1 protein-coding gene is annotated in these 2,053 nt (G+C 42.5%); it reads right to left on the bottom strand.

All coding sequences use genetic code 11. The annotated features are described in order from the left end of the window. Nucleotides 1–2,053 (bottom strand): ABC transporter substrate-binding protein (locus tag ACP5L5_RS11640; RefSeq protein ID WP_428763985.1); only part of this gene is annotated, 2,053 nt, incomplete at both ends.

Genomic DNA, 2,053 nt, shown 5'->3' with positions numbered 1-2,053 from the left:
GTTACTGTGCTCACGGCAGTAGTGGTTACTGTGGTTGTTGCTGTAGTCACGGCAGTGGTCGTGGTAGTGCTTGTTGTAGTACTTGTGGTCGTAGTGGTTGATGTGGTTGTAGTCGTCGTAGTACTCGTAGTGGTGCTTGTTGAAGTCGTAGTGGTACTAGTTGAAGTAGTTGATGTTGAAGTGGTGGTAGTCGTAGTAGTGCTTGTTGTAGTAGTTGATGTTACTGGAGTATATGGTATATGGAAGTACGAGGCAACACACTGCTGTATTGAGGTATCCGGCGTTGGTAAACCTATGAAGCTAGCAATCTGAGGATACTTCAACCATAATGAACCATTAGCAATAGCCTCAGCCAAAGGAGGAACAACACCCCTTGGTGCTATAGCACCAAACATTTCTAGTATTACTGCACCATATGTGTACCAGTTCGCTGAGACCAATAGTAATGGTACTTCATAAGGCAAGCAATCGTATATCCAATCTGGATCAGCTATGGGTGTGAGGTAGGTGAATGGATCGATCTTAGCTGCTAAAGGTACTATTGGTACGAAGTAATGGTACCATGCGAATATGATTGCTAATGCTGTATTGTAATTTTGACTACCTGGTTCTGCTGCATTAAAATAGTTTTGCCAGTTGGTTAAGTTAATGTAGCCGAAGGTTGAGTTAACACACCAAACAATCGTATTATTCGGTAACTTAAGCGAAGCCGGCGCAGTAACCGGTGTGCATGTACCATTAGGCCACTGGAAAGGCCAAGTATCACTACCAGGAACATTAGCGGAAATGGCATTACCAAAAGCCCACCAAGGCCAGCTTAGGGCTTCCCAGGCAGCATAGTACGATGGAGTGAAGGCTGTAGTCCATGATAATGCTGCAACATATTGCCCACTAGGTATTGTAGTACCCCAGTATGCTCCAGCATCCTGAGCTATTAATTTAGCATCTAAACCGAAGGCCTGCATTTGCGTTATGGCTTCTGAAGCCATCGTATCCCAGTCAATCCAGCCGCTTGGTGCAAGAACCTCAATTGATAATTCAGTACCATTAGGTAAGTACCAGAATCCATTAATTTCCTTAAATCCTAAACCCTGCATGATTTGGGCGGCGCTTGTAGTATTGTATGTGCATGGTATTAGGAATTGTCTAACGCTTAATGGATATATGTCAATGGTCTCCGGCGCCACTGGTTGAGGGTAATAGTTAGGGTAATTTAATCCCCATGCTGCAGCAACAGCGCTTCTGTTAAATATCATGCATAATGCTTGCCTGAACTTAATGATATTGAATGGATATACATGAGGGTTAAACGTTATACCCCAACCTGATAGGTCTGGTGCAAAGTATGCGCTGAATCCACTACTATTCAGTAGTGCAACTTGTTTAATAGACATTGATCCACCAGCCCATGTAGCCTTATGGGCAACCATTGCTGCCACATATTGGCTACCCGTGAAAAATTCCTCAAAGGTTGGATCATAGTAGTTCCATGATGCTAATGGGAAGAGTGTAAGCCACTCGCTTAAAAGACCCTGGGGTTCTAGGGTTATTTTAAGGCTTGATGTGCTAATGTAGGATAAGTAGTAGGGGAATATTCCCCAATACGGTGTATTCATCCTAGTTATATTTGTTGAATATACTAGTGCTTGTGATGAGTTCATTCCCTGAAGCACCTTAACTACAGACTTCCAGATTGGCCATGGAGTAGGTATACTAGCCGTAATGAACAGTATCCATTCTATTGGTGACCAGGTTTGGAATAAAAACTGTATCGTATAATTGTTAATTACCCTTATAGATTCATCAGCGTATTGAGGCTGCATGAAAGGTGCATATGATTGAAATGCCTTATCCTCAATGTAGAAGTAAGCATATACATCCCATGCAGTGAATGGTATTGTTGCTGAACCATTAAACCAATACAAGCTTCTCCTAAGGTAAATAATTATTGTATGATTCTCCGGAACTATTGTCCAGTTCTCAGCTAAAATGGGCCACCACATACTACTTGCGTCATTAAAGACTGCCAAAGGCAGTTCGGTAGCAGCATAAT

Source organism: Vulcanisaeta sp. (genome assembly GCF_049966235.1).
Taxonomy (GTDB): domain Archaea; phylum Thermoproteota; class Thermoprotei; order Thermoproteales; family Thermocladiaceae; genus Vulcanisaeta; species Vulcanisaeta moutnovskia.
This window is presented reverse-complemented; position numbering and strand designations above follow the sequence as displayed.